This window comes from Vibrio sp. AK197, assembly GCF_053903115.1.
The window spans coordinates 208422-230621 of the sequence record NZ_CP096430.1 but is presented as its reverse complement, the minus strand read 5'-3'; the positions used below and the strand labels follow the sequence as shown (position 1 = coordinate 230621).

Below are 22200 nucleotides of genomic sequence, written 5' to 3'. Positions count from 1 at the left end.
ACTCCTAGACGTTATGCTTTTACAGCTGGTTTAACGATGACGTTTCCGCCAGTTGAGCCAGGTACTGCACCTTTAATAAGAAGCAGATTGCGTTCAGCGTCAACACGAACGATCTCTAGGTTTTGAGTCGTAACACGCTCAGCACCCATGTGACCAGCCATTTTCTTGCCTTTAAATACGCGACCTGGAGTCTGACATTGACCGATAGAACCAGGAGCACGGTGAGACAATGAGTTACCGTGAGTCATATCTTGAGTGCGGAAGTTCCAACGCTTAACAGCGCCTTGGAAACCTTTACCTTTAGATGTACCAGTAACGTCTACTTTTTTAGTTTCGTTGAATAGTTCAACAGTTAGCTCAGCACCAACTTCAAACTCTTCGCCGTTTTCTAAACGGAATTCCCAAAGACCGCGGCCAGCTTCAACACCAGCTTTCGCAAAGTGACCAGCTTCTGGCTTAGATACACGGTTAGCTTTCTTAGCACCAGCAGTAACCTGGATTGCTGCGTAGCCGTCGCTTTCAAGAGTTTTAACTTGAGAAACACGGTTCGCTTCAACCTCAACAACAGTTACTGGGATAGAAACGCCTTCTTCGGTAAATACGCGGGTCATACCCACTTTACGTCCGACTAGACCAATCATATTCTAATCTCCCCTTAACCTAGGCTAATTTGTACGTCAACGCCCGCAGCAAGGTCTAGACGCATCAGTGCATCAACAGTTTTGTCTGTTGGTTCAACGATGTCGATTAGACGTTTGTGAGTACGGATTTCGTACTGATCACGAGCATCTTTGTTTACGTGTGGAGAGATAAGAACTGTGAAACGCTCTTTACGAGTAGGTAGTGGGATTGGACCACGAACCTGTGCGCCTGTGCGCTTAGCTGTTTCAACGATTTCCGCAGTTGAAGCATCGATTAGTTTGTAATCGAAAGCTTTAAGGCGGATACGAATACGTTGGTTCTGCATGAGACAGAGCTCCAAATTAATAAATTACACAAACAATATCGCCACTCATACACGTCTAAGACGAGAGAATGCCGATTGATTTATGTGAAACCGTAGCATCCAAGATTAGGACGCATTGTCAGCTAATAGGTGATTAACCTGAACTATCATAACGACAGTTTTAAGCTAAATTTTTATTAACTGCGAACATAAGCTGAGTATACATTACCTTCATTATCCTAAGATAAATCAGCTCCTCGATGCTCATTGGTTCACAACTGGCTTAACCAGTGCGCTGCATTATACAGATCGCGACTTCACATGCAAGCATTGAGCGAAAATTAAACGAATTAATCTTCCTGTCCATGCAAAGCCCTAAAAATAAAGCCTTCCATTAAAGTGAAAGGCTCAACATTGAAATGATAAGTAAACGGGGGTTAAGAGGCTGCTTTGCTCAAGCGCTGACGAACCGCTTCAAATAAGCATACGCCCGACGCCACAGAAACATTCAGACTAGACACACTTCCCGCCATTGGAATCTTGATGAGGTCATCGCAAGTTTCTCGAGTTAATCGGCGCATACCATCCCCTTCTGCGCCCATCACGATAGCTAATGGACCAGTTAGTTTCGCCTCGTAGATATCATGAGTCGCCTCACCGGCAGTACCGACAAACCAGACCCCCTGCTCTTGCAAAGCACGCATGGTACGGGCTAAGTTCGTCACTCGGACCAAAGGCACGGTTTCTGCCGCGCCACACGCCACTTTACTAACGGTTGCCGTCAGAGGCGCCGATTTGTCTTTTGGTACAATCACGGCAGCAACGCCCGCGGCATCAGCGTTACGCAAACACGCACCTAAATTATGAGGGTCAGTCACACCATCGAGCACCAATAACAGCGGCTGGTCATGCTTGGCAACAATGGCGTCTAAGTCATGCTCGTTCAACTGCTTTGCAGGTTTAACACGGGCGATGACACCTTGATGGTTCGCACCTCGCGCCTTGTCATCAAGCGCTTTTCGGCCCATCTGTTGAATAGAGACACCCATGGCTTGCAAGTCATTTAGTATTGGCATTAACCGCTCGTCTTGACGGCCTTTTAGTACCATGGCTTCAATAAAACGCTCTGGCTCTCGTTCTAATACTGCTTTGACGGCATGAATGCCGTAGATAAATTCATTACTCATTAATTAAACCTGTGTTATTCCTGCGCTTTAGGTTTTCTTCTGCTTTTGGGCTTACTACTCGGCTTCTTCTTGCGAGCTTTAGTGGCTTTGTTTTTTTTGCCTTCTTCTCCGCGCTGTGCAGGTTCGGGTCTTACGGTTGGCTCAATGCCTGGCGAGGCTTTAGCTTCGCCTTTACTCGATGCACGCTTTTTGGCTTTGGCTTTTTGCTGCGCTTCTGCAGCCCGTTTTTTCGCCGTCTTGCCTTTGCCGCGTAGCTTACGACTTGTTTCGACCAATTCAAAGTCAATTTGACGATCATTTAAGTTCACCGCGAGGACTTTTACTTTGACGGCATCACCTAAACGATAAATAAGCCCGAAGCTTTCTCCAATTAAGCGCTGACCAACGGGATCAAATTGATAGTAATCATTGGCAAGGGTTGAAATATGCACCAGACCATCAATATGCAGTTCACTGAGGCGTACAAAGAAGCCAAAGCCTGTCACATTGGCAATCACTCCTTCTAACTCTTCTCCAACATGATCTTGCATGTACTCACATTTTAGCCAATCAGAAACATCTCGAGTCGCATCATCAGCGCGGCGCTCTGTCATTGAGCACTGCTCGCCATAAAAGTCCATGTCATCAAATGAGTAATGATAGCCACCCGTTGGTGTCCAGCGGTCTTGGTTGCGCCCTTGTTGCTTGGCGATCAGATACTTAATTGCACGGTGTAATAGCAGGTCAGGGTAACGACGAATTGGCGAGGTAAAGTGCGCGTAGCGTTTCAGTGCCAAGCCAAAGTGGCCAGCATTATCGGCGCTGTAGATGGCTTGCTTCATTGAGCGCAATAGCATGGTTTGAATCAGTTCTTTATCTTGGCGCTCACCAATTTGGCGAACCAAGTTCGCGTAATCGGTCGGCGATGGCTCTAGCCCACCACCTAAGTTCAAGCCAAGTTCACCAAGGAAATCTCGAAAACCTTGGAGCTTAAGTTCCCCTGGCGTTTCATGAATTCGGTACAGTGCCGGCTCTTTGGCTTTTTCCACAAATGATGCTGAGGCGATATTGGCCAAAATCATACATTCTTCGATGATCTTATGGGCATCATTACGAATCACAGGTTCAATACGGTCAATCTTACGCTCCGCGTTAAAAATGAACTTAGTTTCAACCGTTTCAAACTCAATGGCGCCGCGCTGATCACGCGCAGCCTTGAGGACTTTGTACATTTTGTGGAGCTCTTGAAGATGCCCAACCAATGGCTGATAACGCTCACGCAGTGCTTCATCCCCTTCAAGAATATCGCCAACCTTGTTGTAAGTAAGGCGTGCATGGGAATTCATGACCGCTTCATAATGCTTGTAGCCGGAAAGCTTGCCATTTTCAGAAATGGTCATTTCACACACCATACACAGGCGATCGACTTGTGGGTTCAGCGAGCATAGCCCGTTCGACAAAACTTCCGGTAGCATAGGAACGACTTGAGATGGGAAATACACTGAGTTACCACGATTGATCGCTTCTTTATCTAACGCGCTATCTGGACGGACGTAATAGCTCACATCAGCGATCGCAACCCACAGGCGCCAGCCGCCACCTTTTTTCGCTTCACAATACACGGCATCATCAAAATCTCGAGCGTCTTCGCCATCAATTGTCACCAAAGGTAAGGTACGCAAATCAACGCGTCCTACTTTTGCGTCTTCGGGGACTTCCTCGCCTAAACCCTGAATTTGTTTTTCGACCGTTTCAGGCCACTCATGAGGAATTTGATGGGTACGAATAGCGATTTGGGTTTCCATGCCTGGCGCCATATTTTCACCTAGAACTTCCACCACACGTCCCATCATGCCACGCGAACGCGCACCGCGATCAGTGACTTCAATCACCACAACATTGCCCATTCGCGCACCATTGCGAGCATCATTAGGAATTAGGATATCTTGGGAAATACGTGAATCATCCGCGACAACATACCCATAACCTTGCTCGAGAAAGAAACGCCCCACGATTTGTGATTGACGCTCTTCTAAAACGCGAACCAGACGCCCTTCCTTACGTCCCCGTTTGCTATTATCTGTCGGTTGCACCAAGACGAAATCGCCATGAATCAACGTGCGCATTTGATGATGTGGCAGCACGATATCATTTTCTTTATTCAGGCTACCTTCAGGGCGAACCCAACCATGGCCATCTTTATGACCAATCACGTACCCTTTAATCATCTCTAGCTTATCTGGTAGTGCGTAGCACTGACGGCGAGTAAACACTAACTGACCATCACGCTCCATGGCACGCAAACGACGGCGTAATCCTTCGTATTGATCTTCGCCCTCAAGTTTCAGAGCTTCAAAGAGATCATTACGATTCAGAGGTACTCCCGCTTTCGAGAGATAATCGAGAATAAACTCACGACTTGGAATCGGATTTTCGTAATTTTGGGATTCGCGCTCGGCAAAAGGATCATTCGAAGTGGTATTTGACATAATTGCGCCTGTTAACAGGGGAAGGTTTTAGTAAGTATATCTGACTCACAGCCTAACCTACAGAATTGCTTTATAAAAGCTCAGATTCTATACGCTAAGGTGATTCATATTCATACCTACAAAAAAGCCCACCGAACGGAGTGGGCTTTAACAACAAAGTGACTGAGCTTACCAAAACGTGTCGCGTTTCTTGGCTCGAGCAATGATGTTTTGTGGCATTCGCTGCTCTAAACCATGGCGTAAACTTGAAATGCGCTTGTGCTGACGCTGATCCGCGGTCACTGAGTTATAAAGCCAACGATACGCATCTTCGTAATCGAGTGGACTGCCGTAATCTCGCAACAAAAGCTCGGCAAGATGAATACGCGCATTCAAATTTCCCATGGCGGCCGCTTCGCGCAGGTAGGGAATCGCACGTTCTTTATCTTGTTGAACTAAGGTGCCATGTGAGTAATAGCGACCCAATTGCTCAAGCGCTACTGGTAGGCCTTGATGCGCTGCATTTTCCATATAGTACAAGCCCAGCTCAACGTCTTGGTCAACACATACGCCCCACGCCAACATATCGCCATATAAAAATTCGTAAGATGGAAGGTTAATACGTGTAGCACGCGCCACGATATCTTCCACTAACTGGCAATTGTCTGCTCGCACCCGCTCTAGATGTTTATTTTGTTCAATCAGTTTGATTAGCTCAGCTTCTGTATAGATCGGCACTGGCTCCCCGACATCGAGAACATTGGCTTGGCTCAATGAGGAACTCAGGGCAAACAATAACGAAGCAGCCACCGTTCGTAGCTTCATATTGTCACTCTTTTCAAATCTTCCGCCTTATTTAAACTGGCAGGCTTGATAAAGGTATCGGCAATAGCCACTCACTCTTTAGTCACTTTTTGCCTTTTGCTGGCAAACTTTTGCCGCGTTTGTTCAACATAGCAGCAAATTGGGCATAAAAAAACCAGCTCATCGGCCGGCTTTTTTTAACTCGTTGTTCTCACAGAGCAACGTTAAACACGATTATGATGCAAATGGGTGCACCTTGATAATCGTTTCGTTACGATCTGGGCCAGTTGAAATAATATCAACAGGTACGCCAGTTAACTCTTCAATACGTTTGATGTAATTTAGAGCAGCTTGAGGAAGATCTTCCAGCTTCTTCGCACCAAATGTATTCTCAGACCAACCAGGCATGGTTTCGTAAACTGGTGTCACTTTGTCAAAGGCATCAGCGGCCATTGGCGACACTTCAAGAATAGTACCATCTTCAGTTTTGTAACCTGTACAGATCTTAAGCTCTTCCAAGCCATCTAATACGTCAAGCTTAGTTAAACAGAAACCAGTCACTGAGTTAATTTGAATAGCACGGCGCAGTGCGACCGCATCAAACCAACCACAACGGCGCTTACGCCCTGTAGTTGCACCAAACTCAGCACCTTTCGTGCCTAAATGGTTACCAATTTCATCATCAAGCTCAGTCGTAAACGGCCCCGCACCAACGCGAGTACAGTAAGCTTTTACGATACCAAGAATGTAACCTAAGTGGCGAGGACCAAAACCTGACCCTGCAGCAACACCACCCGCGGTGGTATTTGAAGAAGTCACATACGGGTAAGTACCATGGTCGATATCAAGCATAGTGCCTTGTGCTCCCTCGAACATGATTTTATCACCGCGTTTACGCGCAGCATCAAGTTCGTCAGTAACATCAATCACCATCGAAGTCAGTAAGTCTGCATAGCCCATCGCTTGTTCAAGCACGGCTTCGTAGCTCACTGGTTCTGTCTTGTAGAAGTGCTCTAACTGGAAGTTATGGAATTCCATCACTTCTTTCAGTTTTTCAGCAAACGCTTCTTTATCAAATAGATCGCCAACACGAAGACCGCGACGTGCGACTTTATCTTCATAGGCAGGACCGATACCACGGCCAGTTGTACCAATGGCTTTTTTACCACGCGCCGCTTCGCGAGCTTGGTCTAGAGCAATGTGGTAAGGCAAAATAAGTGGGCAAGCTTCAGAAATGAAAAGACGTTCGCGTACTGGAATACCACGCTCTTCCAAAGGTTTCATTTCATTAATTAGGGCTTCCGGTGAGAGAACAACACCATTACCAATAATGCATTTCACATTATTGCGAAGAATACCGGATGGAATTAAGTGAAGAACGGTTTTTTCACCGTCAATAACTAGAGTGTGGCCTGCGTTGTGTCCGCCTTGGTAACGAACCACGTATTTTGCATCTTCCGTTAAAAGGTCTACGATTTTACCTTTCCCTTCGTCACCCCATTGGGTGCCTAGAACGACTACGTTATTTCCCATCTTTCCAAGTCTGATTGCTAGTTAAAAATGGATTCTAGCACCGATAAGCGCAGGATGCAGTCATTTTTTAAGCATAAAAAACCATCTCAGCAGTAACAGTCTGATTGGACAATATTTCATACTGCTGAGAAATAGAGTTACTCGTCTGCGTAGATTTTTATACTAACTTCCCCTTGAGCATCAATAGATGCTCGGTACATACCAGAGCTATTCATCGCAAAATGAATTTGACCCGCACCATCCACAGCGATTAAGCCGCCTTCTCCCCCCATCGCCTTGAGCTCACCATTAATCACCGTATCACACGCCGTTTGCAAATCTTGCTTAAGATAGCGCATACGTGCCGCGACATCGCCCGCGACGGTTTGTCGAATAAAGTACTCGCCCATTCCCGTCGTTGAGACAGCGACATTACCGTTTTCTGCATACGTTCCAGCCCCAATCAGTGCAGAGTCACCAACACGTCCGTATTTCTTATTGGTGATTCCCCCGGTACTGGTCGCGGCAGCAAGATTACCAGCCTGATCAAGTGCAACGGCGCCAACCGTTCCGTACTTACGATCATCGGGAAATTTCGATTCCGATAAGGCAAATGCCCCTTTTTCTTTCATCGTTTGTAGCTGCTCATACCGACGGTCGGTATAGAAGTAATCTTGCTCGGTAAATGAATAGCCTTGCTCAAAAGCAAACGCCTCTGCGCCTTCTCCGATCAAAAATACATGTTGGCTATTACGTAAAACATCGCGCGCCAAGCACACAGGATTTTTGATATGTCGAACGCCAGCAATGGCACCTGCTTGTTTATGCGCACCATGCATCACGGACGCATCCATCTCAACGATCTCTTGGTGAGTAAACACAGAGCCCTTTCCGGCGTTGAAATGAGGTGAGTCTTCAAGTATTAGAACGGCTGCGGTAACCGCATCCAGCGCATCGCCACCTTGCTCAAGTATCTTATAACCAGCCCGGACCGACGTTTCTAACGCGGATAAAATCTCGGTTTTTAACGTTTCGCTCATCTGTTCGCGAACGATGGTTCCTGCTCCGCCATGAATGGCGATTGAGAATGGCTGTGTCATATAAGCTCCTGACAAATAGAAAAAGTCCTTTATTTGAGGATGCGGCTAAAGCAAAACGATTGCAAGTAGTAAAGTGGAGCCAAACGCAGACACAAAAAAGGCGCAACAGGTTACCCAGTGCGCCTTTTTGAAACTCGATGTGATTAAGCGAGTTGCGAATTAGTGCCCGCAGCCACAACCTTCGCCATGCTCATGACCGTGGTCGTGATCACCCGCTTGGTGAACGTGACCGTGGTCTAGCTCTTCTTGAGTCGCTTCACGAACTGCAACCACTTCTACGTCAAATGTTAGGGTTTGGCCCGCTAGCATGTGGTTACCGTCAACCACGACTTCGTCGCCATCAACGTCAGTAACTTCAACTGGGATTGGACCTTGATCGGTATCCGCAAGGAAACGCATACCCACTTCGATTTGGTCTACGCCTTGGAAAACGTTCGCAGGAACACGTTGAACAAGCGCATCGCTGTGTTCACCGTACGCTTCTTCTGGACCTACAGTCACAGAGAACTTATCACCTGCCGCTTGACCTTCAAGGGCTTTCTCAAGACCAGGGATCAGATTGTTGTTACCGTGTAGGTAATCAAGTGGCGCGTCTACTGTTGATTGGTCAACAACCGCACCATCTTCTAACTTCACTTGGTACGCAAGACTAACGACTACGTTATTTTCAATTTTCATATTTGCTCCGAGGCATCTGGCTTGAGGATTGGACTCAAGATCAATGTATTTACCCGCGTATTATGAAGATCCGACAGCGAAACTCAATCAATCTGGCTTAAAAATTCCGATCATTTGTTGTTCACTATGACCCGCTTGTTCCACAGACTGGGGTTTTCGCTGTTCGGTATAATCGCAGTCAACACATTCAACTAACTCGATGTTATTTTCGATCCACCAGCGCAACGTATCCTGTTGCTGACATTTGGGACAACTGGCTCCAGCAATGAATCTCTTTTTGGCCACCTTAAGTACCTACTTCCTAATTCCAATAATGCTTTGATTGTTGGTCGCTTTCCATTTCGCGACCAAAGATCTCTTCCAACTCTTTACGAGCTTCTTTAGCGCGCAGAGCTAACTTCTTATCCTCATTATGCTGAGGAATTAACTCTTTAAGCATAGCATTATCTAACTTACGAAAATGTGCTTCGGCGCGCTTCGCTTGATATGGATGCATCCCAAGTTCAACCAAAGCTTGGCGTCCTAAATCTAACGCGCCCAGATACGTTTCTCGTGAGTAATTCACCACGCCGTAGCTCAGGAGCTGATAAGCTTCGACGCGGCTTCGAGCTCGAGACAGCAATTTGAGATGAGGAAAATGCTGTTGACACAGTTCGACAATTTTTACGATCTCATCCGGCGAATCCGTACATATGACCAGTGCTTCAGCTTCATCGGCGCCCGCTGAACGCAGTAAATGTAACTGAGTGGCATCTCCATAAAATACTTTGTAGCCATATTTTCTAAGCAGACGAATTTGACTCGGATCGCTTTCCAATACCGTCAACTTAATTTTGTTGGCATACATCAAACGACCAACGATTTGCCCAAAGCGCCCAAACCCGGCAATAATCACTCTAGGTTGGCTATTAGGCAGCTCGTTATGCTTAACGTCTTCATCATCCTCTTGCTGGTTAAAGCCTCGCGCATACCAACGGTTTTGCGCGGTGAGCAAAAGAGGAGTGGTCACCATCGACAAGCTCACAATCACCAGCAGCAGTTCTGTTTGTGATTTATCGAGTAATCCTTCTGAACTCGCCGCGGTAAAGATAACAAAGGCAAACTCACCGCCTTGACTTAATATCGCCGCCATACGACTACGCGCTTTAGAGCGCGTTCCGGTGATTCTCGCAAGCAGGTACAGCACTAGACCCTTTGCTACCACCAAGCCAATGACCGATAGAATAATCAGCAAGGGCTGGTCAACCAACAAGCCCAAGTTGACCGCCATACCAATCGCAATAAAAAACAGCCCTAAGAGCAAGCCTTTAAACGGCTCAATGGTAATTTCTAGCTCATGTCGGTATTCACTCTCGGCCAAAAGTACCCCGGCTAGAAAGGCACCTAACGCCATAGAAAGACCAAGCTTTTGCATCATTAACGCGATGCCAATAACCATCAATAGAGCCGCAACCGTAAATAATTCTTGTACGCCACTGGCTATCACATAACGGAAAAGTGGTCGCAGTAAAAAGTGCCCTCCGAACATCAGTCCGATCACGCCAACCAGCATCCAGACGGCATCTTGCCAATCACCACCGGAACTGCCCGCCAATAACGGCATAAAGGCCAGCATTGGAATCACGGCAATATCTTGAAATAACAATACCGCAAAACCCGAGTGCCCAGTTTCAGTACGCGCTAAGCCTTGCTCCTCGATCACCCGCAAAGCAATGGCGGTAGAAGACAGTGCCAGACCCATACCAATCACGAGGCTAATTTGCCAGCTCAGCCCCATTAAGTTAACGACACTGGCGATCATCGCCGTGGTTACCACCACCTGTGCGCCCCCAAGACCTAAAATAGGACCTCGCATTTGCCACAATTTTTTCGGATTCAGCTCAAGACCAATCAAAAACAGTAACAGCACCACACCAAATTCAGCAAAATGGAGAATGGCTTCAACGTCGTTGATGAGCCCGAGTCCCCAAGGCCCGATAGTCACACCCGCGAGTAAGTAACCAATCACTGAGCCCATTCCCATCCGCTGAGCGACGGGTACCGCCACTACTGCCGCGGTTAAAAACACCATTGCAATAACCAGGAAATCACTTTCAGCCTGCATTCTGACCTCCGAATGGCGAGAGACTTTGTAACCAGTGACAATATTGTTCAGCGTGCTGCTCTCGCTCGAGATCAGAAACATTACGCGACCAGTACAGCACCAAAGGATCAAGCCAAGTCATACGACACAACGCGGCCGTCAACTCGAAAGGTTGAAGAATCTGTTCGAGCGGGTACTTGTTATAGCCTTCTTCACCAAAGGCTTCTTCGCGCCCCCCTGTCGAAATGACGCTCCGCCAAATCTTGCCCTGCATGGCATTCCCCCCGCCGAAAGCAAAGCCTTTACTCAGTACGCGGTCAAGCCACTCTTTCAACAGCGCTGGGCACGAATACATATAGAGAGGGTGCTGAAACACAATCACATCGTGTTCGAGCAATTTTTGTTGTTCGATATGCACATCAATAAAGAAATCAGGATAATTACCGTAAAGATCATGCACCGTGACATGATCGAGCGCTTGAATGCGATTTATCAATACTTGATTGACTATGGAGCTATTAGGTTCTGGATGCGCATAAATCACCAACACCTTGGGTTGCGTAGTACGTGCCTGTGTCATTCCCTTATTCGCCCACCCTATAAATGAATTCGATCTTGGTTATCAGTTTGTTATACGTTTTTGTCATCAATAACGCAATAATCGACTTTTTCAGTCAATGCCCCTACTATGCGGGACGATAAGCGGAAACCAAAAGTCGACACACTATGATTATCTTCTCTGACATCCAATTACTGCGCGGTGGCAAACCTCTTCTTGATCAGGCCAGCGCGACCATCCATCCAGGTGACAAAATCGGCCTGGTTGGCAAAAACGGTTGTGGTAAGTCTACACTGTTTGCCTTAATGAAAGATGAACTAAGCATTGATGCTGGGTCATTTAACCTGCCGAGTCAGTGGGAATTAGCTTGGGTTGCACAGGAAACCCCCGCCTTAGAACGCACGGCTCTGGAATATGTGATCGACGGTGACCGTGAATATCGCGCACTCGAAAGCCAATTAGCGGTGGCCGAGCAACAAGATAACGGCACATTGGTGGCTGAACTGCATGGCAAGATCGAAACCATTGGGGGTTACAGTATTCGAGCCCGAGCTGCTGAGTTGCTCGATGGTTTGGGCTTTCGCCAAGAGCAAATGGATTGGAATCTCACCCAATTCTCGGGTGGGTGGCGGATGCGTCTTAACCTAGCTCAAGCCCTATTGTGTCGCTCTGACTTACTGCTTCTCGATGAGCCAACCAACCACTTAGATCTTGATGCGGTAATGTGGCTCGAACGCTGGCTGCAAACGTATCCTGGTACTCTGATTCTCATCTCTCACGACCGTGACTTTCTTGATCCCATTGTTGGACGAATCATTCACGTCGAAAACCAGCAACTGAACGAATACACCGGCAACTACTCATCTTTTGAAGAGCAGCGCGCACAAAAAATGATTCTCCAACAAGCCCAGTTTGAGAAACAGCAAAAACAAATGGCGCACATGCAAAGTTATATCGACCGTTTCCGCTATAAAGCGTCAAAAGCTCGCCAAGCTCAAAGCCGAATTAAAGCCCTTGATCGCTTAGAGAAAGTGTTACCAGCTCAATTTGATAACCCATTTAGTTTTGAGTTTCGCGAACCAGCCGCACTGCCCAACCCAATTTTGATGATGGATGAGGTATCAGCCGGCTATGACGATAATCTGATTCTAGATAAAATCCGTCTGAATTTGGTCCCGGGTAGCCGCATTGGACTTCTCGGACGAAATGGCGCAGGTAAATCAACGCTGATTAAGTTGCTGTCTGGCGACTTAAACCCGATGTCTGGTGAATTTCGCTATTCACAAGGTGTGAAAATTGGCTACTTTGCTCAGCATCAATTGGAAACCCTGCACCCCGAAGAAACACCATTGCAGCACATGATGCAAATCGCCCCGAGTCATACCGAGCAACAACTGCGTGATTACTTAGGTAGTTTTGGGTTTCAAGGTGACAAAGCACTGGAAAAAGTAGCCCCTTTTTCTGGCGGGGAAAAAGCTCGCTTAGTGCTGGCTTTGATTGTGTGGCAAAAGCCGAACCTGTTACTCCTCGATGAACCGACTAACCATTTGGATCTCGATATGCGTCAAGCCTTAACGATGGCGCTGCAAACCTTTGAGGGGGCAATGGTGATTGTCAGTCACGATCGCTACTTACTGCGCGCGACTGCCGACGATTTATACCTCGTCCATGATCGCCAAGCCGCCCCTTTTAATGGCGATCTCAACGATTACTACAAGTGGCTGACAGAGCAACAAAAAGTGCTGCGAAAAGAAGCACAAGCACAGCAACCCGAAAAGAATACCGCCAACAGCGCAGCCAATCGTAAAGAGCAAAAACGTCGCGAGGCGGAGTTCCGTAAATTAACCGCACCAATTCGTAAACAGTTAACAAAACTGGAAGCGCAGATGGACAAACTCAACCAGCAATTAGCCGAAGCAGAGTCTCAGCTTGCAGACAACAGTCTGTATGAACTCGAAAATAAGGCTAAACTGAATGAGATACTTTCGCTGCAAGCTCAGGCGAAAGCGGAACTAGAAAGTGTTGAAATGGAGTGGATGACCGAGCAAGAAATGCTGGAAACCATGGAAGAGGAGTTCAATGACGAATGAGTGATGAGCAGGTTCGAGTTTCTTTAACCTTAGAGCGTTTATGGCAATTTAGCTTACAATATTACAGTGTTAGAGAAGTCAAAGAAGCATGCTTAAAGCTACAAAACCAGTTCAATGGTAACGTGAATTTATTGATGTTGCTGAAATGGCTCGACGTTCAGCACATCACTATCCATGATCAGCAGTGGCTTCAGCTCGAAGCCTGTCTTGGTCGGTCTGAGACCTTACTGCATAGTTACCGTGAACTGCGTAAAAAGCTCAAATCGCACCTGCCAGATACACTGTATCGCGAATCACTACAATTTGAATTGCAACTGGAGCGTCAGCAACAGTCAGACCTAGTCAATTGCATCAATCAACTTGGGCTGACCACCAATCACGGAGACTCTCTGACACTGCGCTACTGTCGCCAATTAGGAGGGGAGCACCTTTATACAGCGTTTTGCACTCCTCCGGCTGAAAACCCTCATTTGTAAACGGATACTTATGACGCACTTTATCGCAGCAACTGGATTAACCAACCCACATTTACAAACCTTAGCGCCGCGTTTTATTCGAAAGCGTGCTCTGTTTGAACCGCATTGGCAAACCATTGATACGCCCGATGGCGATTTTCTCGATCTTGCTTGGAGTGAGGACTGGCAAAGTGATGGTGCTCAAAACAAGCCGATTTTTGTTTTGTTTCACGGGTTAGAAGGCTGTTTTTACAGTCCGTATGCCAATGGGTTAATGCACGCCTTCGCCGAGGAAGGTTGGCTAGCAGTAATGATGCATTTTCGAGGCTGCAGCGGTAAGCCCAATCGTCTTGCCCGCGCCTACCATTCCGGGGAAGTGGAAGATGCGCGATTATTTTTAGAGTACCTCCACCAGCTCTTTCCTCAGCAGCGTAAAGTCGCCGCAGGCATTTCGCTTGGTGGCAACATGCTCGCCAACTATCTAGCTAACTACGCCACCACACCACTTTTAGATGCGGCAACGCTCATCTCTGCACCGTTGGATCTCTCCGCCTGTTCTCAACAGATGGAAGTGGGCTTTTCTAAGGTTTATCGCACTTATTTATTGCGTTCAATGAAAAGCAACGCCTTACGCAAACATCAGCTGCTCAAAGGTGAATTGGGTGTGACCTATCAAAGCATCAAGCGCGTTACTCGCATGTTTGAGTTTGATGATTTGATTACCGCCCCGCTGCATGGCTTTAATGACGCTCAAGATTACTATCAGAAGTGCTCAGGCATCCATCGCCTCAAAGACATCACCCTGCCCACTCAAATCATTCACGCTAAAGACGATCCTTTTATGACCGATGCCGTGATTCCTAAGTTTGTCCTACCCGAGAATATCGACTATCGCTTGTTTGACCATGGCGGTCATGTCGGCTTTGTTTCAGGTAGCGCTTTCAAACCGCGATTTTGGCTTGAGGATACACTCCCCGCTTACTATCGCAGTTTAAAGACGGCATAATAGAACTCGACGGGTTACTTATCATAAAAGAACGAGGTATTTATGATTGTTCCATGGCAAGACATCGCGCCAGAAACATTGGATAACTTAATTCGTGAGTTTGTTCTGCGGGAAGGGACTGATTACGGCAGTTCCGAAGTCTCTCTTGACCATAAAATAGAGCAGGTCAAACATCAACTTAGAACCAATCAAGCGGTAGTGGTTTATTCAGAGCTGCACGAATCAGTTGATATTCAAGTTAAAAATAAATTCTAGCGCTTCATTTTGACCGTTTTTACGCGTCTCATTTTATTTACAGAATACCATTCGATGACATGCGATAACTTCGTGCTATAGTGGCTGGGTTAAAAATCACCCAGCGGCTTATCGTCGCCAACACTTGGTGGCTTTCAGGACGGTATTCAATTAGACAAGGTTTGTCATGTCAGCAAAACATCCGATCATTGCGGTAACGGGCTCTTCCGGTGCCGGTACAACCACAACTTCAGAAGCGTTTCGCAAAATGTTCAATATGATGAACATTAAACCCGCTTGGGTTGAAGGTGATAGCTTCCACCGTTTTACGCGTCCCGAAATGGACGTTGAAATTCGTAAAGCGCGTGAACAGGGGCGTCATATCAGCTACTTTGGTCCTGCGGCGAATGATTTCGAAGCCTTAGCGGAGTTCTTTCGTAAATACGGCCATGAAGGTGTTGGACAAATCCGCCGCTATTTACATACTTTTGATGAAGCCGTCCCATACAACCAAATGCCGGGCACCTTTACTCCCTGGCAAGAACTCCCTAGTGATACCGATGTCTTATTCTACGAAGGCTTGCACGGTGGTGTGGTAGATGGTGACGTGAATGTCTCGCAGCACGTCGATTTTTTGATTGGCATGGTGCCGATCGTCAACTTAGAGTGGATTCAGAAATTTGTCCGCGATACACGCGATCGAGGTCACTCGCGTGAAGCCGTGATGGATTCCATCGTACGCTCGATGGATGACTACCTTAACTACATTACTCCGCAGTTTTCACGAACCCATATCAACTTCCAACGCGTCCCCACGGTCGACACATCCAACCCACTTAATGCCAAAGGGATTCCAAGTTTGGACGAAAGTTTCGTCGTCATTCGCCTCAGAGGGATTAAAAATGTTGACTATCCGTACTTACTTGCGATGATTGATGGGTCGTTTATGTCGCGTCATAACACCATCGTGGTGCCTGGCGGTAAGATGAGTTTTGCCATGGAGTTGATCGTTCGACCGCTCCTACAGCAGCTCATAGAGACAGGAAAGATAGGGTAATTTTTCCTACATTTGGTGATTACTTTTCATACCGTGATCATGTGCACATTTTTGCGTAGATTTATCGGTGTATGACCCGATTAAAATCAAGAAATCGTTTTCTAAAAAGGATACTATTTCTTACCGAAACACAAGATAGCTTGCAGCATTGTTAAAGTGCTCTTATTCTAGGAAGCTCGTATTAAAAGCTTCGCTACAATATGGAAAAGAAGCAAGCGTACCCTGCAGAGGAAGTGAGATATTATGGTTCTAGGTAAACCTCAAACCGACCCAACATTAGAGTGGTTTCTTTCACACTGTCATATTCATAAATACCCTTCAAAGAGCACGCTGATTCATGCGGGCGAAAAAGCAGAGACCTTGTACTACATCGTTAAAGGTTCTGTTGCGGTATTAATCAAAGATGAAGAAGGTAAAGAGATGATTCTCTCTTACCTAAACCAAGGTGACTTCATCGGTGAGCTTGGCTTGTTTGAAGAAGGCCAAGAGCGTACCGCTTGGGTTCGTGCAAAATCACCATGTGAAGTGGCAGAAATTTCATTCAAAAAATTCCGTCAGTTGATTCAAGTGAATCCGGACATCCTAATGCGCCTATCAGCGCAAATGGCAAGCCGCTTACAAGTGACAAGCCAAAAAGTTGGTGACCTAGCATTCCTTGACGTGACTGGTCGCATCGCGCAAACGCTACTTAACCTAGCAAAACAGCCAGATGCAATGACTCACCCTGACGGTATGCAAATTAAGATCACTCGCCAAGAGATCGGCCAAATTGTTGGCTGTTCACGTGAGACCGTTGGTCGTATCTTGAAAATGCTTGAAGAGCAAAACTTGATTTCAGCGCACGGTAAAACCATCGTGGTTTACGGTACTCGCTAAGCAATTTGCTGTCAGAAAAAGCCACCGCTCAGGTGGCTTTTTTGTTTCTAAGCATTGGTAAGCCTGCTAGCAGAGATCTTGATTCAACTGCTGAGCCACACTGAGCAACTCTTGCTTGGTATTTTCAATATCTTCAATATGATGGTGAACCGTCCGTGAATTCAAGGTCATATACGGAATCGTAATCACCGCTAACACGTCCCCTTGCACACCAATGATTGGGACACTGATGTTGGTTACCCCGGAAATCTGAGGGCTATCCCCCACGTAATAACCTTGCTGTTGAGTTCCTTCAACATGACTAAGCGCATGCGCGATTTCTTCTTCAGTCGCATCAACACGGCTTAACACTTGCTGACGTTGCTGCTCAGAACTAAAGCTTAAGTAAACAATACCGGAGCCCGAGGAGCAAATGTCGATTTTTGAGCCTAAACGCAAACCAAAGCCCATTTTATAAGGGCTTTCTTCGCGAGCAATCACCACCATTTCACCGTTTTTATAACTGCTCAAATGGCAAGATTGATTCACTTTGCTGCACAACTCTTCCATCAGCGGCGCGGCGCGCTTTAGTAGTTGTGATGTTGGTGGATGTTGATTCGACAACGCAAACATTTTTAAGGTTAACGAGTAGCCTGAGCTCCAAGCATCAAACTCAATGTATTGCCTTTCTACTAATACCGACAGCATTCGAAAGATCTCGTTCACGCTGCGATTTAGACTGTCAGCAATCTGCTTTTTGGTTAAAGGCTCGCCATGGGCTGCCAGCAATTCAAGAATATCGAGCCCTTTCTCTAAGGCAGGCGCGCGATACTCAGTCTTTTTACTCGGTTCCATAGATAGGTTCGTTTGACAAATGTTGGCTTAGATTACACTACTCTTTGCCTGCAATCATTCCTGCAGGCTTGAATAACAAGCAAAAAAACAAATAACCCCAATCGAAATTGGGGCTATAAACAAAGTGTTATTCACGTTTCATTGATTACTTAATCAGTCCCATCAACTCAGGCAGCGTCATCGAAATTGCTGGAATATAGGTAACCAGCATTAACACGCCAAAGATAACGATGAAAAACGGTAGTAAGGTTTTAATCACTGCATCAATACTGATACCACTCACCTTACAGCCGGTAAACAGTATCGGCCCAACGGGCGGTGTGATCGTACCAAGCGATAAGTTGAATACCAACAAAATACCAAACTGCACGGGATCCATGCCTAACCCCATACAAATGGGTAGGAAGATGGGTGTAAAGATCAATACGGCTGGGGTTGGGTCCATAAAGGTACCGATAAACAACAGCACAATATTGATGATCAGTAAGATGATGATTGGGTTGTCGGTCAGCGACAATAAGAAATCCGCAATCATGCCTGGAATTTGCGTGAACGCCATTACCCACGACATAATCGAAGAGGTTGCCAGCATGAAAATCACAATCGCCGACATTTTCGCAGTTTGTAAAAAGATATTTGGCAAAGTGCGAAAATCTAGGGAACGATAACATAGGCTCAAGAATAAGGCGTACACCACGGCAATCGCTGAAGCTTCGGTTGCAGTAAATATTCCCCCCAATATCCCACCAATGACCACGATGATCAGTGATAAACTTGGAATCGCTTCCAATGAGACTTTGATACACTCTGCCAACGTCATTCGATTTTTGGCGATGTACCCGCGGCGTTTTGCCATGATACCCGCGACAATCATCACGCCCAATCCCCATAAAATACCGGGAATGTAGCCGCCCATAAATAGAGCCGAGACAGACACACTACCTGCAACCGTTGCATAGACGATTAAGGTATTGCTTGGTGGAATTAACATTCCGGTAGGCGCTGACGCGATATTCACCGCGGTACTATACGCTTTGTCATAGCCTTCTTTTTGCTGAATCGGTGACATGATTCCGCCGACTGCCGCCGCAGAAGCAACGCCAGAGCCACTGATCGACCCAAACAACATGTTTGAAACCACATTGGTTTGCGCTAAAGAGCCCGGGAAGAAACCACTAACAATCTTTGAAAAGTTAATCAGCCGTATCGCGATGCCCCCGTTATTCATAATATTACCAGCCAGAATAAAGAAGGGAATCGCCAATAAAGCAAATGAGTCAAGGCCAACAAACATGCGCTGCGCAGAGGTTACCATCGCACCTTGCGCAGGCAAGATCATCATCATGGCCGCAAAAGAAGAAATCCCCACACTAATCGCGATTGGCGCGCCAATGACTAAAAAGAACACCACACCACAAAACATGATTAAGGCAGCTGTTAAAGCAATGTCCATACCCTACCCCTAGTTCACCGTTGAAGAACGCAATTGCTTCCAACGCGAGAACAGCTGCAATTCATTATGTAAAAAGTAAAACACCATCAAACCGCCACTGATTGGAATCGCGGCATAAATAGCCCCCATTGGAATTTGCAGTGCAGAGTCCAACTGCCACATTTGTCGAACGGCGCTGTTGTAGCCCCCCACCAGCATAATTGCCAGAGCGAAAACGACCGTGGTCAATTCAATAAACATTTCGACAATCACTTGCGCTTTGGCAGAGAACTTTTCTTTCACGAACGAAATCGCCATGTGCTCTTTCAACCCAAACACGTACGCACTGCCAATCAGCACTAACCAAATAAACAGGTAGCGCGACATCACTTCACTAACGGCACTAGGACTATTAAACAGGTATCGCACTACGACTTGGTAAGTCACCAGAACGGTCATCGCCGCAACAATGGCAATGCATGTACTCGCAACCAGCTTATCGAGCCAACGCTTGAGCATAGACACGACACCAAGTAGGCCACTTTGATCATTGTTCAACATAACTTCTTAACCTTTATCAGGCCGAGGCATTCGCCTCGACCACATCGATACACGCGCAATTATTGCAATGCGGTGATTTTTTCAAATAACGCTTTTTGAGCGGGTGTTTCTAACAGTTGGTCTTGCAAAGAATGGCAAGCTTCTTGGAACGGCTTGATATCCACTTCAGTGAACGTTGCACCCTTATCTTGCGCCACTTTCTTCGCTTCAGTGATTTGCTGATTCCAGATCTTAAACTCTTCTGGCGTGCTCTCTTTGGCTAAGCGTTTGATGGTCGCCTGGTCTTCTGCAGACATCGTAGACAAGAAGTAGCTACTGATAACCACTAAATCGGGCACCATCAGATGGCGAGTGGTTGAGAAGTAAGGCGCGACTTCATATTGTTTCAAATCGGCATAGGTGATTTCGTTGTTTTCCGCACCATCAAGAACCCCTTGTTGTACTGCGGTGTACACTTCCCCTTGGCTCATTGGCACACCAGTACCACCCATGCATGAAAGCATCTTGATCATGGTGTCAGATTGCATGACACGAATCTTCTTACCTTTCATGTCCTCTACGGAAGTGACTGCCCCACCTTTGGTATACATGCTACGGGCACCTGCGGTATAAGCCGTTAGCACCTCAAAACCAAACTTTTGTGTCGAGGCGAACAACTCATCAAGCGCACCCGATGTGAAGACTTTTTCTTGATGTTCGGAACCTGAGTAGACATAAGGCATCCCAATCACGCGGAACGTCTTGTCGTAGTTTTCAACCAATGGGTTGGCCACCACGGCCATTTGGATAGCCCCGTTTTGTACGAGTTCAAGCGCGGCACGTTGGTCACCAAGCAATTCATTAGGATAAATGGTCAGCTTGTAGCGGCCGTCTGTTTGCTCACTCAGTTTGTCACCAAAATCTTTCAGCGCCTGATACTGAGGGTGTTTATCAGATTGGTTAAACGCCGCTTTTAACTCAGTGGCGGCACTCACTAAGCTTGAATAGCTTAGAGAACTGGCGATAACTGTCGCAATAGTTGCGAGCTTTAGGGCAGAAGGTTTAAACATGAAAAAGTCTCCGTAGGGTACAAATCTTTATGTTGTTCTAATCATTTCGCGTCGAGGACAAATACGCTTTGATGAAAATGGATTGCGATATCAACGCAGATAACGACTTATGACGAATAAAGTTATGCGCTAAAAATGCACTGCATCTGTGACTATGTGATGCCGAATTAGCGAATCGCGTTCATATCGACAAAATCCATATCATCAAAGGTCTGGTTTTCACCCAGCATGCCCCACACGAAACTGTAGTTTTGTGTGCCGCAGCCTGAGTGAATAGACCAACTGGGTGATAATACGAGCTGCTTATCACGAACAATGATGTGGCGCGTCTCAGTCGGTTCGCCCATAAAGTGGAACACCACTTGTTCAGGCTTAATATTGAAGTAGAGATACGCTTCCATACGACGTTCATGAGTATGAGCCGGCATCGTATTCCAAACACTACCCGGCTTAAGATGGGTGACGCCCATGCATAGCTGGCAAGTTGGCAATACATCTGGATGGAGGTACTGAGTGATCAAACGAGCATTGGCATTCTCTTGTGCCCCTAAATCCACTTGGCGTGCTTGATCACGTAAAATCATTCGTGTTGGGTAAGCGTGATGTGCTGGCGCACTCAAGCAATAAAGCGTTGCATACTCACCGTCGACCAAAGATACGAATTCAATCTCTTGCTCGCCTTGTCCTAAGTAAAGCGCGTCAAGATGCTCAAGCGTGTATTCGCTGGTACTGGTTTTCACCATCGCTCGCTGACCTAAATTCACAATGCCTAGCTCACGTCGCTGCAAGAAAAAGTCCGTACCAAATGCTTTTTTATCAGCAACATCGTCCAGCTTTAATGCTTGTTCACTTGGGCTAACGCCCATGGCAACAATACGATCAATGTGGCTATACACCATGGTGATCTCACCAGGTTTGAAAAACTCTTCAGTCAGAAATTCCGAGCGTAAACGATCAGTGTCGTAAGATTTCGCATCGGTAGGGTTACTGTTGTAATTAATGTGCATCGCAGCCTCCTTGGTGAGCAAAAAGTACCACTTATTCATATTTGATCAATTCCATTTATATATGATTTTTATAAATTGTGATCAGCGGATACTTTTTGGCTATCGAATGCCAATATTTTTTGAGCTAGCGCACTGATGGCTAAAATGGCCAGGTAACAGTAAGGTAAATGAAGGGAAAACGTGTGGTTATTGAGAGGTCAAAAAAGGTCATAATGCGGTTATGGCAGGGAATCAATACGCAACAAAAAAGCCTCGCGATTGCGAGGCTTTAACGAATAACGAT

22 protein-coding genes are annotated in these 22200 nt (G+C 46.5%); 6 read left to right on the top strand and 16 right to left on the bottom strand.

The features are described from left to right. Window positions 1-11: 11 nt before the first annotated feature. From rplC to kefG, 11 genes are all read right to left on the bottom strand, one after another. Complete coding sequence (rplC, locus tag M1D72_RS08205) at window positions 12-641, bottom strand: 50S ribosomal protein L3 (protein ID WP_390196447.1); 630 nt, start codon at window positions 639-641, stop codon at window positions 12-14. A gap of 14 nt (window positions 642-655) precedes the next feature. Next, window positions 656-967 carry a 30S ribosomal protein S10 gene (gene rpsJ, locus M1D72_RS08200; protein ID WP_001181007.1) on the bottom strand — a complete coding sequence of 104 codons (312 nt, stop codon included), beginning with the start codon at window positions 965-967 and terminating at the stop codon, window positions 656-658. Between the two features lie 416 nt (window positions 968-1383). Next, complete coding sequence (gene rlmB / locus M1D72_RS08195) at window positions 1384-2133, bottom strand: 23S rRNA (guanosine(2251)-2'-O)-methyltransferase RlmB (protein WP_390196393.1); 750 nt, start codon at window positions 2131-2133, stop codon at window positions 1384-1386. Between the two features lie 14 nt (window positions 2134-2147). Beyond that, the gene (gene rnr, locus M1D72_RS08190) at window positions 2148-4601 is read right to left on the bottom strand and encodes a ribonuclease R (protein ID WP_456296581.1); all 2454 of its coding nucleotides are present in this window, start codon (window positions 4599-4601) and stop codon (window positions 2148-2150) included. 168 nt (window positions 4602-4769) lie between these two features. Continuing rightward, a complete protein-coding gene (gene motX, locus M1D72_RS08185) occupies window positions 4770-5405 on the bottom strand; it encodes a flagellar protein MotX (RefSeq protein WP_390196385.1) in 636 nt (211 codons plus the stop codon). Window positions 5406-5618: 213 nt separating this feature from the next. Further along, complete coding sequence (locus M1D72_RS08180) at window positions 5619-6917, bottom strand: adenylosuccinate synthase (RefSeq protein WP_456296580.1); 1299 nt, start codon at window positions 6915-6917, stop codon at window positions 5619-5621. Between the two features lie 137 nt (window positions 6918-7054). After that, window positions 7055-7996 carry an isoaspartyl peptidase/L-asparaginase family protein gene (locus M1D72_RS08175; protein WP_390196381.1) on the bottom strand — a complete coding sequence of 314 codons (942 nt, stop codon included), beginning with the start codon at window positions 7994-7996 and terminating at the stop codon, window positions 7055-7057. Between the two features lie 159 nt (window positions 7997-8155). After that, on the bottom strand, window positions 8156-8674 hold the full coding sequence (gene slyD, locus M1D72_RS08170) for a peptidylprolyl isomerase (RefSeq protein ID WP_390196379.1): 519 nt from the start codon (window positions 8672-8674) through the stop codon (window positions 8156-8158). A gap of 87 nt (window positions 8675-8761) precedes the next feature. Then, complete coding sequence (locus tag M1D72_RS08165) at window positions 8762-8959, bottom strand: YheV family putative zinc ribbon protein (RefSeq protein ID WP_390196376.1); 198 nt, start codon at window positions 8957-8959, stop codon at window positions 8762-8764. 16 nt (window positions 8960-8975) lie between these two features. After that, window positions 8976-10778, bottom strand: a complete 1803-nt coding sequence (kefB, locus tag M1D72_RS08160; RefSeq protein ID WP_390196374.1) for a glutathione-regulated potassium-efflux system protein KefB — start codon at window positions 10776-10778, stop codon at window positions 8976-8978. Continuing rightward, window positions 10768-11337: a glutathione-regulated potassium-efflux system ancillary protein KefG gene (gene kefG, locus M1D72_RS08155; RefSeq protein ID WP_390196372.1), complete on the bottom strand. Its 570-nt coding sequence runs from the start codon at window positions 11335-11337 to the stop codon at window positions 10768-10770. Before kefG ends, kefB begins: the two co-directional genes overlap by 11 nt. 146 nt (window positions 11338-11483) lie before the next feature. Between kefG and M1D72_RS08150 the strand changes: the two genes are divergently transcribed. From M1D72_RS08150 to crp, 6 genes are all read left to right on the top strand, one after another. Continuing rightward, the gene (locus M1D72_RS08150; RefSeq protein ID WP_456296579.1) at window positions 11484-13406 is read left to right on the top strand and encodes an ABC transporter ATP-binding protein; all 1923 of its coding nucleotides are present in this window, start codon (window positions 11484-11486) and stop codon (window positions 13404-13406) included. Beyond that, complete coding sequence (locus tag M1D72_RS08145; RefSeq protein ID WP_456296578.1) at window positions 13403-13882, top strand: TIGR02444 family protein; 480 nt, start codon at window positions 13403-13405, stop codon at window positions 13880-13882. The genes M1D72_RS08150 and M1D72_RS08145 overlap by 4 nt, the downstream gene beginning before the upstream one ends. Before the next feature lie 10 nt (window positions 13883-13892). Further along, a complete protein-coding gene (locus tag M1D72_RS08140) occupies window positions 13893-14867 on the top strand; it encodes a hydrolase (RefSeq protein ID WP_456296577.1) in 975 nt (324 codons plus the stop codon). A 42-nt stretch (window positions 14868-14909) separates the two neighbouring features. Further along, window positions 14910-15122, top strand: a complete 213-nt coding sequence (locus tag M1D72_RS08135) for a YheU family protein (RefSeq protein ID WP_456296576.1) — start codon at window positions 14910-14912, stop codon at window positions 15120-15122. A gap of 166 nt (window positions 15123-15288) precedes the next feature. Continuing rightward, window positions 15289-16158 carry a phosphoribulokinase gene (locus M1D72_RS08130; RefSeq protein ID WP_390196360.1) on the top strand — a complete coding sequence of 290 codons (870 nt, stop codon included), beginning with the start codon at window positions 15289-15291 and terminating at the stop codon, window positions 16156-16158. A gap of 243 nt (window positions 16159-16401) precedes the next feature. Further along, window positions 16402-17034: a cAMP-activated global transcriptional regulator CRP gene (gene crp, locus M1D72_RS08125; RefSeq protein WP_011079297.1), complete on the top strand. Its 633-nt coding sequence runs from the start codon at window positions 16402-16404 to the stop codon at window positions 17032-17034. A 66-nt stretch (window positions 17035-17100) separates the two neighbouring features. Here crp and M1D72_RS08120 read toward each other — a convergent pair whose 3' ends face one another. From M1D72_RS08120 to kduI, 5 genes are all read right to left on the bottom strand, one after another. Further along, window positions 17101-17868, bottom strand: coding sequence for an IclR family transcriptional regulator (locus M1D72_RS08120; RefSeq protein ID WP_390196353.1), 768 nt, complete (start codon window positions 17866-17868; stop codon window positions 17101-17103). A 145-nt stretch (window positions 17869-18013) separates the two neighbouring features. Further along, window positions 18014-19321 carry a TRAP transporter large permease gene (locus M1D72_RS08115; protein WP_390196350.1) on the bottom strand — a complete coding sequence of 436 codons (1308 nt, stop codon included), beginning with the start codon at window positions 19319-19321 and terminating at the stop codon, window positions 18014-18016. 9 nt (window positions 19322-19330) lie between these two features. After that, complete coding sequence (locus tag M1D72_RS08110; RefSeq protein WP_390196347.1) at window positions 19331-19861, bottom strand: TRAP transporter small permease; 531 nt, start codon at window positions 19859-19861, stop codon at window positions 19331-19333. Window positions 19862-19920: 59 nt separating this feature from the next. Beyond that, window positions 19921-20910 carry a TRAP transporter substrate-binding protein gene (locus M1D72_RS08105; protein WP_456296575.1) on the bottom strand — a complete coding sequence of 330 codons (990 nt, stop codon included), beginning with the start codon at window positions 20908-20910 and terminating at the stop codon, window positions 19921-19923. 167 nt (window positions 20911-21077) lie between these two features. Further along, window positions 21078-21917, bottom strand: a complete 840-nt coding sequence (gene kduI, locus M1D72_RS08100; protein WP_456297370.1) for a 5-dehydro-4-deoxy-D-glucuronate isomerase — start codon at window positions 21915-21917, stop codon at window positions 21078-21080. Window positions 21918-22200: the final 283 nt, after the last annotated feature.